The organism is Arthrobacter sp. V1I7 (assembly GCF_030817015.1).
In the GTDB taxonomy this organism is placed as follows: domain Bacteria; phylum Actinomycetota; class Actinomycetes; order Actinomycetales; family Micrococcaceae; genus Arthrobacter.
Map to the genome: position 1 here is coordinate 1,943,923 of NZ_JAUSYS010000001.1, position 14,161 is coordinate 1,958,083.

General features: G+C 66.1%; 14 protein-coding genes. 9 read left to right on the forward strand and 5 right to left on the reverse strand.

All coding sequences use genetic code 11. The features are described 5' to 3' along the window. The first annotated feature begins 85 nt into the window (after window positions 1-85). The gene (gene recO, locus QFZ69_RS09065; protein WP_306917462.1) at window positions 86-841 is read left to right on the forward strand and encodes a DNA repair protein RecO; all 756 of its coding nucleotides are present in this window, start codon (window positions 86-88) and stop codon (window positions 839-841) included. Between the two features lie 8 nt (window positions 842-849). Beyond that, window positions 850-1,707, forward strand: coding sequence for an isoprenyl transferase (locus QFZ69_RS09070; RefSeq protein ID WP_306919644.1), 858 nt, complete (start codon window positions 850-852; stop codon window positions 1,705-1,707). A gap of 30 nt (window positions 1,708-1,737) precedes the next feature. Here the strand turns inward: QFZ69_RS09070 and QFZ69_RS09075 are convergent, their stop codons facing one another. Beyond that, on the reverse strand, window positions 1,738-2,820 hold the full coding sequence (locus QFZ69_RS09075) for an alpha/beta hydrolase (RefSeq protein ID WP_306917464.1): 1,083 nt from the start codon (window positions 2,818-2,820) through the stop codon (window positions 1,738-1,740). 127 nt (window positions 2,821-2,947) lie between these two features. Between QFZ69_RS09075 and QFZ69_RS09080 the strand changes: the two genes are divergently transcribed. Next, window positions 2,948-4,021, forward strand: a complete 1,074-nt coding sequence (locus QFZ69_RS09080; protein ID WP_306917466.1) for a quinone-dependent dihydroorotate dehydrogenase — start codon at window positions 2,948-2,950, stop codon at window positions 4,019-4,021. A gap of 66 nt (window positions 4,022-4,087) precedes the next feature. On the opposite strand, the gene QFZ69_RS09085 is transcribed toward QFZ69_RS09080, so the two are convergent. After that, window positions 4,088-4,687, reverse strand: coding sequence for a DUF3043 domain-containing protein (locus QFZ69_RS09085; protein WP_306919645.1), 600 nt, complete (start codon window positions 4,685-4,687; stop codon window positions 4,088-4,090). Window positions 4,688-4,781: 94 nt separating this feature from the next. Between QFZ69_RS09085 and QFZ69_RS09090 the strand changes: the two genes are divergently transcribed. The 5 genes from QFZ69_RS09090 to QFZ69_RS09110 all read left to right on the forward strand — a co-directional run bounded on the left by QFZ69_RS09090 (window position 4,782) and on the right by QFZ69_RS09110 (window position 9,977). After that, complete coding sequence (locus QFZ69_RS09090) at window positions 4,782-6,212, forward strand: dipeptidase (RefSeq protein WP_306917467.1); 1,431 nt, start codon at window positions 4,782-4,784, stop codon at window positions 6,210-6,212. Window positions 6,213-6,382: 170 nt separating this feature from the next. Further along, entirely contained in the window at window positions 6,383-6,772 is a 390-nt protein-coding gene (locus QFZ69_RS09095; RefSeq protein ID WP_264353884.1) for an iron-sulfur cluster assembly accessory protein, read from the forward strand. A 198-nt stretch (window positions 6,773-6,970) separates the two neighbouring features. Further along, window positions 6,971-7,843: a cytochrome c oxidase subunit II gene (coxB, locus tag QFZ69_RS09100; protein WP_306917470.1), complete on the forward strand. Its 873-nt coding sequence runs from the start codon at window positions 6,971-6,973 to the stop codon at window positions 7,841-7,843. 11 nt (window positions 7,844-7,854) lie between these two features. Beyond that, window positions 7,855-9,579 carry a cytochrome c oxidase subunit I gene (ctaD, locus tag QFZ69_RS09105; protein WP_306917472.1) on the forward strand — a complete coding sequence of 575 codons (1,725 nt, stop codon included), beginning with the start codon at window positions 7,855-7,857 and terminating at the stop codon, window positions 9,577-9,579. Continuing rightward, on the forward strand, window positions 9,576-9,977 hold the full coding sequence (locus tag QFZ69_RS09110; protein ID WP_306917474.1) for a cytochrome c oxidase subunit 4: 402 nt from the start codon (window positions 9,576-9,578) through the stop codon (window positions 9,975-9,977). Before ctaD ends, QFZ69_RS09110 begins: the two co-directional genes overlap by 4 nt. Before the next feature lie 160 nt (window positions 9,978-10,137). Here QFZ69_RS09110 and QFZ69_RS09115 read toward each other — a convergent pair whose 3' ends face one another. Next, the gene (locus tag QFZ69_RS09115; protein ID WP_306917476.1) at window positions 10,138-10,431 is read right to left on the reverse strand and encodes an HPr family phosphocarrier protein; all 294 of its coding nucleotides are present in this window, start codon (window positions 10,429-10,431) and stop codon (window positions 10,138-10,140) included. A 135-nt stretch (window positions 10,432-10,566) separates the two neighbouring features. On the opposite strand from QFZ69_RS09115, the gene QFZ69_RS09120 reads away from it, so the two are divergent. After that, a complete protein-coding gene (locus tag QFZ69_RS09120; RefSeq protein WP_306917478.1) occupies window positions 10,567-11,358 on the forward strand; it encodes a GntR family transcriptional regulator in 792 nt (263 codons plus the stop codon). A gap of 64 nt (window positions 11,359-11,422) precedes the next feature. Here the strand turns inward: QFZ69_RS09120 and QFZ69_RS09125 are convergent, their stop codons facing one another. Together QFZ69_RS09125 and QFZ69_RS09130 are read right to left on the reverse strand one after the other, a co-directional pair. After that, window positions 11,423-13,102 carry a cytochrome bc complex cytochrome b subunit gene (locus tag QFZ69_RS09125; protein ID WP_306917479.1) on the reverse strand — a complete coding sequence of 560 codons (1,680 nt, stop codon included), beginning with the start codon at window positions 13,100-13,102 and terminating at the stop codon, window positions 11,423-11,425. After that, window positions 13,080-14,150, reverse strand: coding sequence for a ubiquinol-cytochrome c reductase iron-sulfur subunit (locus QFZ69_RS09130; protein WP_306917481.1), 1,071 nt, complete (start codon window positions 14,148-14,150; stop codon window positions 13,080-13,082). Before QFZ69_RS09130 ends, QFZ69_RS09125 begins: the two co-directional genes overlap by 23 nt. Window positions 14,151-14,161: the final 11 nt, after the last annotated feature.

Genomic DNA, 14,161 nt, shown 5'->3' on the forward strand with positions numbered 1-14,161 from the left:
CAGACCGGCCCGTCCGGTGGCGCAGTGCGTCCGTCCGTTTTTACCGAGAGTCATTGTTTACCGAAAGACAGTGCGAAGATTAACCGTGGCCCAACCGTCTTCCTTTGCAGCCCGCGCCTACCGCGATGACGCCGTCGTGCTGCGTACCCACAAGCTGGGCGAGGCGGACCGCATCATCACCCTGCTGACCAAGCACCACGGCCAGGTCCGGGCCGTGGCCAAGGGGGTCCGCCGCACCAGCAGCCGCTTCGGAGCGAGGCTCGAGCCCTTCATGGTGGCGGACTTGCAGCTGGTGTCGGGGCGCACCCTCGACGTCGTCACCCAGGCCGTCGCCAAAGGTGCCTACGGAAGCAACATTGCCGCGGACTACGGGCGCTACACGGTGGCCGCCGCGATGACAGAGACCGCGGAAAAGCTGACCGACGTGGACGGCGAGGCCGGGACCGCCCAGTACAACCTGCTGGTCGGTGCACTGGCCTCCTTGAGCCGCGGCGACCACACTCCCGAACTGATCCTCGATTCGTACCTGCTCCGCGCCCTGTCCACCGGCGGCTGGGCGCCCAGCTTTACCGTGTGCGCGCGGTGCGGCGCGCCGGGACCGCACGGCGCGTTCTCCGCGCCGCTCGGCGGCATGGCCTGCGCCCGGTGCCGGCCGCCGGGTTCCCCGGCGCCCGCCGCGGAGACCGTCGTGCTGCTCGGCGCCCTGCTGACCGGGGACTGGACGACGGCGGACGCCTCGGTGTCCGTGCACCGGCGGGAGGCTGCCGGCCTGGTGGCGAGCTACCTGCAATGGCATCTGGAACGCGTCCTGAAATCCCTCAAACATGTGGAGCGAACTTAACAGTGGTGTTGGGCAAGAATGCGGGAAAGAACCCGGCGAAGAAGAATGCACCGGTCCGGCAGCGGAGCGCCCCGGTGGTGAAACCGTACCCGCACCCCTCGGGCGCTGTACCTCCCGCCATTCCGGCGGAATTCATTCCGCGGCACGTCGCGATCGTGATGGACGGCAACGGCCGCTGGGCGAACCAGCGGGGACTCCCGCGGATTGAAGGCCACAAGGCGGGGGAGCCCGCCCTGCTGGACGTGATGGCCGGAGCGATCGAGCTGGGGATCGAACACGTCAGCGTGTACGCCTTCTCCACCGAAAACTGGCGCCGTTCACCGGAGGAAGTCCGCTTCCTGATGGGATTTAACAAGGACGTACTACGCCGGCAGCGGAACCAGCTGGACGAATGGGGTGTGCGGATCCGCTGGTCCGGCCGACGCCCCAGGCTCTGGGGCTCGGTCATCCGGGAACTGGAAGAGGCCGAGGACTACACCCGCGGCAACAGCACCTGCACGTTGAACATGTGTGTTAACTACGGCGGTCGCGCCGAGATTGCCGACGCCGTGTCCGCCATCGCCGCGGAGGTGGCCGCCGGACGCCTCCGTCCCGGAGCCATCACCGAGAAGACCATCCAGAAGTACCTCGATGAACCCGACCTGCCGGACGTGGACCTCTTCCTCCGCAGCTCCGGTGAGCAGCGGCTGTCCAACTTCATGCTCTGGCAGTCGGCGTACGCGGAGTTCGTCTTCCTGGACACACTCTGGCCCGATGTGGACCGGCGCACCCTGTGGGACGCGGTCGAAATCTACGCCCAGCGTGACCGCCGCTACGGCGGGGCCGTCGACGCCGCTGTTCCAGCCTCGGGTGGTCCGGGCGCCTAGGACGTCAGGACGGCCCGGCCTCCACCATGGTCACTCCGGACCGCCGTCGTCCAGGGCATAGGCCCGGACCCAACGGGCCAGCCGGGCATAGGCGTCCTCGCGGACCCGTGGGGCGGACAGGAACACATCGTGCAGCGCCCCGTCGATGCGCTCCAGCGTCACGGTACGGCCCAGGCCCAGCGACCGGAGGGCGATCGTGTTCACATCCAGCACGGCATCGGTGCTCCGCATGGATTCCTTCCACACCATCCCGTTGGCGCTGGCCCCCGAGATCAGGACGAGGATGGGGATATCGAGGTTCAGGCCCCGCGCCACCCGGGCCTGGCCGGCGAGTACTGCGCTGAGCCAGCCCGCGCGGACGGGAAAGGCGTGCGGGGGCCGGAACTCGTCGTTGAGGGTCCATTCACCCTCGGCCGAGCTGCTGATGCTGCGCCAGTAGAACCCGCGTTCGGGGAGCCGGAGCACCGACTCCGGCCGCAGCCACGCCAGAGGGCCAAGGATGGTGCGGGCCGCCCGCCGGACGGCAGGGCTGCCGTACATTTCCAGCCAGGGGCTGTTGAGGATCAGCTGCGACGCGCCCCCGGGGTGCCGGCTGGCCCAGAGCGCGGCAACCAGGCCCCCGGTGGAGTGCCCCATCAGCGTCACGGCCGGCAGCGGTGAACCCTCCTGGCGGAGCGAGCCAATGATGTCTATCGCCCCGGTGATCTCGGCGTCGTAGTCTGCCAGATCGGCGACATAGCCGCCATGGGTATCCGGGCGCAGGCTCCGCCCGTGGTTGTGCAGGTCCAGCGCGAAGAAGCGGAAGCCGCTGCGGGTCCAGAATTCCGCGAGTTCCGTATTGAAGAAATAGTCGCTCCAGCCGTGCAGGAACAACACCGCCCGGACCGGGCGAGGCCCCGGGTGGAGGATCCCGTCCGCCTCGGGGGCGGCCCGCGGACGAAGCGCCGGGCCGGAGTCTCCGGCCCCGCGGGGGACGTGCCGCACCAGGGTGGCGGTGCGGGCGACACCTTCCGGACCCACCGCCCGGAAGGCGCAGGCTTCGAAATCGTCTCCGAGGATGTCGGCGTGCCATTCCGCCGTTCCCCGGGCCGGGACGGCGCCTTCGCTGGTCATGGCATCATGCTAACGCGCGGAACTGCTGCCGCCGGGCCGCCCGGCTCTGGTCACACCGGCCAGTGACTACCGGGAAGGGCGGCGGGCCCGGTTTGGTCTGGGCCGAAAGAACGGCAAAACTAGAGCCATGCGCGTATATCCGACTTTCTTCCGGCTGGCCTTCTCATGGATGGACGCCGAACGCGCCCACAAAATCGGGTTTCGGGCCATTCGCCTCGTCCACAGCTGCGGCGCCGGACGGGTGCTGCAGCAGTTCACCGCTCCGGCGGCCTCCCTCCAGACGCACGCGTTCGGCCTGACCTTCCCGTCCCCGTTCGGGCTGGCAGCCGGCTTCGACAAGGAGGGCCACGGCATCGAGGCGCTCACCGGGCTCGGCTTCGGCCATGTGGAGGTCGGGACCATCACGGGCCAGGCGCAGCCGGGCAACCCTGCTCCGAGGCTCTTCCGCCTCGTCGAGGACAGGGCCGTGATCAACCGGATGGGATTCAACAACGACGGCGCCGCCGCCGTCGCACCCCGGCTGAAGTCGGCCCGGGCCGCCCTGCAGCGAAGGCATCCGGGGGTCCGCCCGGTGGTCGGCGTCAATATCGGCAAGAGCAAGGCCGTGGAACTGGACGACGCGGTGGAAGACTACCTCGTCAGTGCGCGCAGCCTGGCCCCTGCCGCAGATTACCTCGTGGTCAACGTCAGTTCGCCGAACACTCCGGGCCTCCGCCTGCTGCAGGATGTGCAGACGCTGCGTCCCTTGTTGACCGCCGTGGGGGAGGAGGCGGACAAAGCGGCAGGCCGCCGCGTGCCGCTGCTCGTGAAGATCGCGCCGGACCTCAGCAATGAAGATATCGACGACGTCGCGCGCCTGGCGCTGGACCTGAAACTGGACGGCATCATCGCCACCAACACGACCATCGGTCGGAGCGGGCTGGCTTCGAGCCCGGAAAAGGTTGAGGCGTGCGGTGCCGGTGGACTATCCGGGGCGCCGCTCAAGCAGCGTTCACTCGAAGTGCTGGCGCGGCTCAAGGCCGCAACCGGCGGTGCGCTGACCCTGGTCTCCGTCGGCGGTGTCGAAACGGCGCAGGACGTCCAGCAACGGCTCGACGCCGGGGCCACTCTCGTGCAGGGCTACACGGCCTTCCTGTATGAAGGTCCTTTCTGGGCCGCCCGCATCAACCGGCTGCTCGCGAAACACCCGTCCCGGCGCTAGCCGCCAAGGCCCCGGAAACGAAGAAGCCCCGGCGGGAGATCTGCCGGGGCTTCTTTTGACGAAAAATCAGGCTGGGAACTCGCCGCGCTTGACCTGCGGCTTGGGCAGGCGCAGGCGGCGGAACTGCAGGGAGCGCATGGAGCCGTACCAGACCGTGCCGCGTTCGACCTCACCGAACTTCCCGGTGAGGCGCTTCTTGAGCTTCCGGGAGAGGATGAAGACGTCGACGAAGACCGCCAGGAACATCACCCAGAAGCCGCCCAGGACGTAAATCATCTGTTCACTGGAAGCGGGCACCAGGAGTGAGACGATGACGAAGATCAGCGCACCGAACATGAGGTACTCGCCGAGGCTGAACCGGGCGTCCACGTAGTCCCGGGCAAAGCGCTTCTGCGGGCCCTTGTCGCGCAACGGCAGGAACCTTTCGTCCCCGGTATCCATGGCCTGCCGCATCTTGAGCCGCTGGTCCTGGATCGCCACGCGTTCGGCCGCCTTGGAGGCCTTGCGGTCCTCCGGCACGAGGGGCCGCTTGCGTGCCGCCACCTGCGCACTGCGCTTGGGCGTGGGCGCTCCCTTGCCCATGGCGGCGTCCCGGGCTGAAGCCGCGGCCGCCTGCTGGTCAACTATTTCCTGCGCCGAGGGCGCTTCCTTTTTTCGTCCAAACACCCATATAGAATACCCCGCGGCGACAGGCCCGGACCCCGTCAGGGCGGCGATGGCACTGTTTGTGGTGATCCGCGACACGGGTAGTGTTTCCGCCATGACGTCAATCCCTGCGGCGAACCCGCAAACCGCTACCGGACAGGTCGGGAACATCGACGCCGAGGCGCTCCGTCAGGCCGTCGCCGAATCGTTCGATGCCACGATCAGCCAATTGAAGGAACTCGTTGCGATCCCGGGGATCGCGTGGCCCAGCTTCGACCCGGCCCCGCTGAACGCCAGCGCCGAGGCCGTCGCCGGACTCGTCCGGGCAAGCGGGTTCGACGACGTCCGGATCCTGCGCTGCGACAAGGCAGACGGCACCCCCGGCGGCCCCGCCGTGGTCGCCCGGCGCCCGGCCGCCGAAGGCCAGCCGACCGTCCTGCTGTACGCCCATCACGATGTGCAGCCGACCGGGGATCCGGCGCTGTGGGAAACCGAGCCGTTCACCGCCGTCGAACGCGAAGGCCGGCTGTACGGCCGCGGCGCCGCCGATGACAAGGCGGGGATCCTGGCGCATATCGCGGCCTACTCCGCCGTGGCCCGGGTGCTGGGCGACGATCTGGGCCTGGGCGTGACGTTCTTCTTCGAAGGAGAGGAAGAAGCCGGCTCCCCGACGTTCCGGTCCTTCCTCGAAAGCCACCAGGAGCTGCTGCGCGCCGACGTGATCGTCGTGGCGGACTCGAGCAACTGGAAGGTCGGCGTCCCGGCCCTCACCACGAGCCTGCGCGGACTCGTGGACGGCACCATCGAGGTCAAGGTCCTGGACCACGCCGTGCACTCCGGCATGTTCGGCGGCCCCGTGCTGGACGCCCCGACCCTGCTGGCCCGCCTGATCGCGACGCTCCACGACGCGGACGGCAGCGTCGCGGTCGCCGGCCTGGTCAGCCGCGACAACGTCACGGTCGACCTTACGGAAGCGGAGTACCGTGCCGACGCCTCGGTGCTCGACGGCGTGAAGCTCGCCGGCACGGGAAGCATCGCCTCGCGGATGTGGACCAAGCCCGCCTTGTCCATCATCGGCTTCGACGCCCCCGCAGTGGACGTCGCCTCGAACACGCTGCTGCCGCGGGCGCGCGCCAAGTTCAGCCTGCGTCTCGCCCCCGGCCAGGATCCGGCGGACGCCATGGACGCGGTCCGGCAGCATGTCGAGGCCAACGCACCCTTCGGCGCCCACATCGTGTTCACCCCGGGGGAGAGTGGCGACTCCTTCCTGACGGACACTTCCTCGAAGGCCGCGAGGATCGCCTTGTGGGCCCTCGGCGAGGCCTGGGGCGTCCCGGCGGTGGAAATGGGGATCGGCGGTTCCATTCCGTTCATCGCAGACCTGACCGAGTTGTACCCGGACGTCCAGATTCTCGTCACCGGCGTGGAGGATCCCGATTCGCGCGCCCACAGCGCCAACGAATCGCTCCATCTGGAGGACTTCCGGAATGCCATCACCGCCGAAGCCTTCCTGCTGGCGCGCCTTAATGCGGAGGGACTGGCCTGATGCGCCCGCGCCGTCCGGCGTCCGGGGAACATCCGGCGGGTTCGGACGGTTACGTCGGGAGTTAGAGCTACACGGCTGATCGACGTAGCATGTAGCTATAGCCCGCACCGTTTAAGTAGGCGCGGCGCCGCGCCAGCGGAGCCGCCACCACCGTCGTAAGAAGGTAGGCCATGAGCACTACAACCAATGAAAACAGCGCCGACACCACCGCTATTGCCGGCGAGGAGCTGGCCACGCACGAGGTCAAGCTGACCGACGTTGCCGCCGGCAAGGTCCGCAGCCTGCTCGAGCAGGAAGGCCGCACCGATCTGCGGCTCCGCGTTGCCGTGCAGCCGGGCGGTTGCTCCGGCCTGATCTACCAGCTCTACTTCGACGAGCGGCTGCTCGACGGAGATGCCGTCCGTGACTACGACGGTGTTGAAGTTGTCGTCGACAAGATGAGCGTCCCCTACCTCAGCGGGGCCAGCATCGACTTCGAGGACACCATCGCCAAGCAGGGGTTCACCATCGACAATCCCAACGCCGGCGGCTCCTGCGCCTGCGGTGATTCCTTCCACTAAGGCCGGGCGATTTGCCCGGCCTTAGTGCCGCCCTAAAAGGAGGCGGGCCGGGCCGGTAAAAAGGGTTGCGACCCACGGTAGGACATGTGGGCGAAAACTCCCGGGGAGCGGTAAGCTCTACACCGAGTAGTAAAACTTTTCGTGTGCCCGGAGCGCCATCGGCGGCCGGGCGACAGCAACAAGTAGGAAGGGCCGTCTGTGAGTTCGCAGAACCGAACCGGCAGCCGACGCAAAAAGATCTCTACGATCACTGGCTTGGCACTAGCCGGCGCGTTGGCTTTGACTGGATGTTCACCAGAGGTACAGAAGGGGTGGCTGCCCACCGAGCGTGGTACCACCAATCACACTGACCGCATCATGGACCTCTGGGTCAACTCATGGATTGCCGCGCTGGTCGTCGGCATCATTACCTGGGGCTTGATGATCTGGTGCATCGTCGCCTACCGGCGTCGGAAGGGCACCGTAGGGTTCCCCCGCCAGAACAGCTTCAACCTGCCGCTTGAGGTGTTCTACCTGACCGTTCCGCTGTTCATGGTGCTGGTGTTCTTCTACTTCACCGACCGTGACCAGCAGGCGATCGACAACCGCAGCCAGCCCGCCGACGTCGTAGTGGACGTCCGCGGCAAGCAGTGGGCCTGGGACTTCAACTACAAGCAGGGCGACGTCATCACGGGAGACGTCTACGAGGCCGGCGTCCAGGCGCACCTCACGGGCGCGGAAGTGGACAAGGAAAAGTTGCCCACGCTGTACCTTCCGGTGAACAGGTCGGTTGACCTCGAGCTCAACTCACGCGATGTCATCCACTCCTTCTGGGTTCCCGCCTTCCTGCAGAAGCGCGACATGATCCCCGGCAAGACCAACTACATCAGGTTCACCCCCACCAAGGAGGGGACCTACGACGGCAAGTGCGCCGAACTCTGTGGCGAATACCACTCCGAAATGCTGTTCCGCGTGAAGGTTGTCTCCGAGTCGGAGTTCCAGGCGCATCTGGAGCAGCTGCGCCAGGACGGCAACACCGGCCTGCTCGGCGAAGAGTACGACCGACTCCCGGCCAAGACCGAGAACAAGTAAGGGAGCGCGACGTGGCAACCACCTACAGTCAGCCCTCCGGGATCCTTGAGGCTCCCGTAGTACCCAGGTCCAAGGGACGCATCGTCGTCAACTGGATCACCTCGACGGACCACAAGACCATCGGGTACATGTACCTGATCGCGTCCTTCGTGTTCTTCTGCCTCGGCGGCGTGATGGCGCTGCTGATCCGCGCCGAGCTGTTCGAGCCCGGGATGCAGATCCTGCAGACCAAAGAGCAGTACAACCAGCTGTTCACCATGCACGGCACCGTCATGCTGCTGATGTTCGCCACGCCGCTGTTCGCCGGCTTCGCTAATGTCATCATGCCGCTCCAGATCGGCGCACCCGACGTCGCGTTCCCCCGGCTGAACGCGCTGGCCTTCTGGTTCTTCCTGTTCGGTTCCACGATTGCCGTCTCCGGCTTCATCACCCCGCAGGGTGCGGCATCGTTTGGCTGGTTCGCGTACGCCCCGCTGTCGAACACCACCTTCAGCCCCGGCGTGGGCGGTGACCTCTGGGTCTTCGGCCTGGCGCTCTCCGGCTTCGGCACCATCCTGGGTGCGGTCAACTTCATCACCACGATCATCTGCATGCGTGCACCGGGCATGACCATGTGGCGGATGCCCATCTTCACCTGGAACATCCTCGTCACGGCGATCCTGGTCCTGATGGCGTTCCCGCCGCTGGCCGCCGCGCTCTTCGCCCTCGGCGCGGACCGCCGCTTCGGTGCCCACATCTTCGATCCGGAAAACGGCGGTGCCGTCCTCTGGCAGCACCTGTTCTGGTTCTTCGGCCACCCCGAGGTGTACATCATCGCGTTGCCGTTCTTCGGCATCGTCTCCGAAATCTTCCCGGTGTTCAGCCGCAAGCCGATCTTCGGCTACAAGGGCCTCGTCTACGCGACAATTTCGATCGCCGCGCTGTCCGTGACCGTGTGGGCGCACCACATGTACGTCACCGGCTCCGTGCTGCTGCCGTTCTTCGCCTTCATGACCATGCTCATCGCCGTTCCGACCGGTGTGAAGTTCTTCAACTGGATCGGCACGATGTGGCGGGGCTCGCTGACGTTCGAGACCCCCATGCTCTGGAGCATCGGCTTCCTGGCCACCTTCCTCTTCGGCGGCCTGACCGGCATCATCCTGGCCTCCCCGCCGCTGGACTTCCACGTCTCCGACTCCTACTTCGTCGTGGCGCACTTCCACTACGTGGTCTTCGGAACCGTTGTGTTCGCGATGTTCGCCGGCTTCTACTTCTGGTGGCCGAAGTGGACCGGGAAGATGCTCAACGAGCGCCTCGGCAAGATCCACTTCTGGATGCTGTTCCTGGGCTTCCACGGCACCTTCCTCATCCAGCACTGGCTGGGCGTCGAGGGCATGCCGCGACGCTACGCGGACTACATGCCGCAGGATAACTTCACCTGGATGAACCAGTTCTCCACCTACGCCTCCTTCCTGCTGGGCGCCTCGTTGATCCCGTTCTTCTGGAACGTCTACATCACCTGGCGCAGCAACGAGAAAGTGGAAGTGGATGACCCGTGGGGCTTCGGCGCCTCGCTCGAATGGGCAACCTCCTGCCCGCCGCCGCGCCACAACTTCACGTCGCTGCCGCGGATTCGTTCGGAGCGTCCTGCCCTGGACCTGCACCACCCCGAGCTCTCCCAGTCATACACCGTCGAGTCTCCTGCCCCGGCAGCAGCAACGCTCGGTAACGCCGACCAGAAGGACACCGCCCAGTGAAGATCGAATCAAGGCTTTTTGGACTCGGAGTCTTCTTCTTCGTCCCGGTCGCAGTGGTCTACGGATTCATGACCCACTGGTCCGAGTGGGTCGGCATCCTCGGCATCCTGCTGGTGGCCGGCCTGGCCGGCATGATCGGCGCCTACCTCGGCTTCACCGGCAAGCGCGTCGGGATGCGTCCCGAGGACCGCAGCGACGCTGAGATCCATGAAGGCGCCGGCGAGCAGGGACACTTCAGCCCCTGGAGCTGGTGGCCCCTGATCCTCGGCCTGGCCTGTGCCACCGGGTTCCTCGGCATGGCCGTCGGCTTCTGGATGGTCTACATCGCGGCCGGTTTCGCGGTCATCGCCCTCGTCGGCTGGGTTTACGAATACAGCCGTGGTGACCACGCACACTAACCCCGGATAAGCACGACAACAGCACAAACAACGGCGGGTCCCACCTCTTGGTGGGGCCCGCCGTCGTTGTACGTTGGGTCCTTGCGCTGGGTCGATTCCGCTGGCTCGTTGCGTTGGGTCGATTCCGCTGGGACGCCGCGCAACAGGCAGGGAGAGGCCCTCAGCCGGATTGTGCGGACTCCAGGAGGAGCCGCAGCCTCTCCAGGGCCTCCTCGACCTCGGCGAGGCTGTAAGCGGCAGGGATGGCGCCGGCCGCGACCGCAAGTTCGACCTCGCAGCCGCAGGCGAAGTCTTCGGTCATGACCTCGAGCAGTGACCGGGCATCGACGCCCGGATTTCCGTTTTTGCTGATGGTGACCGGCAGCCCTGTTTCCGTCACCGCCCGGACAAACACCGCCGCCGGACGGGCGTGCAGGCCGATGGTGGCCTGGACGATTGCCTTGCGTACTGGCAACGGGACTCCTTAGTTCGGGGGTGTTTCAAGCCTAGCCGGGCGTGGGGGCAGCCGACGAAACGAGGCGCGCGTGGTCTAGACCTCTGCCGGTGGTGGCCTACCCTTGAGGTATGAACGAATACGGCGGGCAGTGCCATGGCGTCCTCTGATGCGGCGCGGATGGCCGGCGATATCGACCGGCAGAACGGCACACCCATCTATGTCCAGCTGAGGGAGATCATCAGGTCGCACATCGTGAAGGCCTGCCCGCCGGGTTCGGCGCTGCCATCCGAGCGGGACCTCGCCGTCCGGTTCGGACTGGCCCGGATGACGGTACGCCAGGCCATCGATGCCCTCGTGGGCGAGGAGGTCATTGAGCGTGTCGTGGGCCTGGGAACGTTCGTCCGCAAACCGAAGTTGGACCTGCAGGTGAAGCTGACTTCCTACAGCGAGGAGATGCAGAGGCGCGGCATGGTGCCGGCGGCCAAGGTCCTCAGCTTTGAACAGATCGGGGCCAGTGCGTTCCTGGCCCGCGAGCTGCAGCTGGAGGAGGGGACCCCGCTGGTGCGGTTCCGCCGGCTGCTGCTGGCCGACAACGAGCCCATGAGCGTCGACGAAAACTTCATCCCGGCGCACCGGGTTCCCGGACTGCTCGACGGCGAGCCTCCGACGTCGCTCTACAACGTCCTGAGCGAGCGGTTCGGCCTTGTGATGGAGTGGGGCGAGGACATGATCGAGGCCACCGCGGCTTCGCCGTCGACGGCCAGACTGCTCAACGTTGAAGTGGGTTCGCCGTTGCTGAAGATCCAGCGCCACGCCTTTGTGGCCCGGGCCATGGTGGACTACTCGGTGTCATACTACCGGGCCGACCGCTACAAGCTGTGGGTGCCGCTGCAACGGCCCGGGGTCCGGCCGACGCGGAATTACGCCTCGGGGTACCGGCAGTAGCCATCTGCGGGTACGGGAAAGGCCCGGTCCTGATGGACCGGGCCTTTCCCGTACTGCGGTGGTACTAGTGGCTGAGGGTCTTCTGCGACTCGGTCGCCTCGATTGCCTCGTGCCCGCCGTGGTGGCCGTGGGCCGCCGCCAGCTCAGCGGGTGTGGCCGGGGCAACCCGGTCCTCGAAGAACCACCGGGAGAGCATCGCGCGGCGCTTCTCCTTGCTGTCGACAACGCCGTGGTCGTTCGGCTCCGCGGGGAGCGGGGACGGCGACTCGAAACCGACCAGCTTGTACCGCTTGTACTCATCCAGCGGGGCGTGGACCTCGATGAACTCGCCGTGCGGCAGCCGGACGATGCGGCCGGTTTCGCGGCCGTGCAGGGCGATCTCGCGGTCCTTGCGCTGCAGGGCCAGGGCGACGCGCTTCGTCACGGCGAACGCGATGACCGGGCCGATGAAGAACAGCGCACGCAACCAGTAGGTGACATCGTTCAGCGACACGTGGAAGTGCGTGGCGATGAGGTCGGAACTGGCCGCGGCCCACAGGACGCAGTAGAACGTGAAGCCGGCCATGCCGATTGCCGTGCGGGTCGGGGCGTTCCGGGGGCGGTCCAGGACGTGGTGCTCGCGGTCGTCCTTGGTGATCCAGCGTTCGATCCACGGGTAGGTGAAGAGCACCGTGAACACAATGCCGGCCGGCACCAGGGCAGGCAGCAGGACGTTGAAGCTGAAGACGTGGCCGAACCACACCTGTTCGATCTTCCAGTCACCGATGATGCCCGGCATCAGGCGCAGGGCACCGTCGACCCAGCCGATGTACCAGTCAGGCTGCGTGCCTGCCGAGACGGGGGAGGGGTCGTAGGGGCCGTAGTTCCAGATCGGGTTGATGGTGAAGAACGCCGCCATCAGGGCAACGACACCGAACACGATGAAGAAGAAGCCGCCGGCCTTGGCCGCGTAGACCGGGCCCAGCGGGTAACCGACGATGTTGCTGTCGTTGCGTCCCGGGCCGGGGTACTGGGTGTGCTTGTGCACGACCACCATGAAGAGGTGCAGCACGATCATCAGGAGGATGAGAGCCGGAACCAGCAGGATGTGCAGCATGTACAGGCGGCCGATGATGACGGTACCGGGGAATTCTCCGCCGAAGAGGAAGAACGAGATGTAGGTGCCGACGATCGGAATCGACTTAACCACGCCGTCGATGATGCGCAGGCCGTTGCCGGAGAGCAGGTCATCGGGGAGGGAATAGCCGGTGAAGCCGGCAGCGAGCGAGAGAATGAGCAGGACACCGCCCACCACCCAGTTCAGTTCGCGGGGTTTCCGGAAGGCGCCGGTGAAGAAGACGCGCAGCATGTGCACCGCAACCGAGGCGCAGAACAGCAGTGCCGCCCAGTGGTGGACCTGGCGCATGAAGAGCCCGCCGCGGACATCGAAGGAGATATCCAGCGAGGAGCTGTAGGCAACCGACATTTCAACGTTCTTCAACGGCGTGTATGAGCCGTTGTAATGCGTTTCAGCCATCGACGGATCGAAGAAGAACGTCAGGAAGGTGCCGGAGAGCAGCAGGATGACGAAGGAGTACAGCGCCACCTCACCGAACATGAAGGACCAGTGGTCCGGGAAGACCTTGCGGCCGAATTCGCGGAGCATGGCGGAACCGCCAACGCGCTGGTCAACGAAGTCGGTGACGCGGCCGGTCTTGGTCTTGGCGACGAAGGTGGGGGCATTAGGCGTCGGTGTTGCGCTCATGCTCATCACGCTCCCAATAGCTAGGTCCTACAGGTTCTTTGAAGTCGCTGGTGGCGACGAGGTAGCCCTCGGAGTCAACTGCAATCGGCAGCTGGGGAAGAGGCCGGCTTGCCGGGCCGAAGATAACCTTGCATTCCTGAGTCAGGTCGAAGGTTGACTGGTGGCACGGGCACAGCAGGTGGTGCGTCTGCTGCTCGTACAGGGCAACAGGGCAACCGACGTGGGTGCAGATTTTGGAGTAGGCGACGATCCCGTTGTAGCCCCAGTCCTCGCGGCCTGCGGAGGGCTTGAGGGACTCGGGGTTCAGGCGCATGAGCAGGACCACTGCTTTGGCCTTCTCGTTCAGCTTGCCTTCATGCAGCTCGTTGAGGCCCTCCGGAATGACATGGAAGGCGGAGCCGATGGTCACGTCGGAGGCCTTGATCGGGGTGCCGTCCGGATCGCGGGTAAGCCGCTTGAGCTTGCCCTCCTGCGGTGCCCACATGGTGTGCGCCAACTTGTTGTCCGGCCGGGGACCGAGGTCACCGAAGATGGCCAGGGCCGGCAGGGGAGCGAGTGCGACGGCGCCGAGCAGGGTGTTCCGGATCAGCGGGCGGCGCTTGATGCCGCTTTCCTCGACAATGTCGTCGACGATCCGAACGGCGGCCTGGCGGTCATCCTCGGTCCGGACCGGATGGCGCTCCTCCGAGACTTCATGGTCCGGCATGAGGGCCTTGGCCCAGTGCACGATTCCGGTGCCGATGCCGAGCATGGCAAACGCGGTGCCGATGCCCAGCAGGGCGTTCTGCAGCCGGATGGTCGCGATCGTGGTGTCGTCTCCCAGATCGATGGCAAAGTACGCCACCAGGAATATCAGGGTGCCGACAACGGAGGCCCCGAAAAGTAGGGCTACCTGCCGTTCTGCTCGCTTTGCGGCCCTCGGGTCCGTGTCAGCCAGGCGCAAACGATGCGGGGGAATTCCAGGATCCTGGAACTTCTCCACCTCATTCTGACCAGCCGTAGCTACGGTGCCCGAGTGGTTCGGACTGCCGTCACTATGGTTGCCCATAATTCGCCTCA